Source organism: Corynebacterium sp. MSK008 (assembly GCF_030232585.1).
Lineage (GTDB): Bacteria > Actinomycetota > Actinomycetes > Mycobacteriales > Mycobacteriaceae > Corynebacterium.
The window spans coordinates 1-398 of sequence record NZ_JASPJX010000039.1; the positions used below are offsets into that span (position 1 = coordinate 1).

The window sequence follows — 398 nt, forward strand, 5'->3', positions numbered from 1 at the left end:
ATGAACCCGTTCGACGCGTTTATCGAGGCGATGGCCGCAGCATCCATGGAGACACTGCGGCACTTCGACCTGTCTATTGCCCTGGGTGCCGGCATGGCGCCGGATCGGGCACGCGCGTGGGACGGCATGCAGAAGGTGTACTACGGGCCGACCAAATTCACCCGCAAACAGGCTTTGGCAGTACAGAAGGCCCGCGGGTTCTCGTTGGACGAGCTGGCGTTGATTGAACGCCGCGTCGGTGGTGTCAAGGACACCGGCGAGCGGTGGCGGCTGCGCTTGGAGTTGCTGGATGTGACCGGCGGGTACCGCGCGATCGAGCGCGCCGCACGAGAGTTGGTGCCCCGCGAGGACACGGCGCCGAAAAAGAAACAGGTGGCGTTCTCCGCGCCGAACAACGG

1 pseudogene is annotated in these 398 nt (G+C 64.8%); it reads left to right on the forward strand.

The features are described from left to right. Positions 1–398 (forward strand): annotated as a pseudogene (locus QP996_RS11790) (hypothetical protein); the annotation flags it as partial.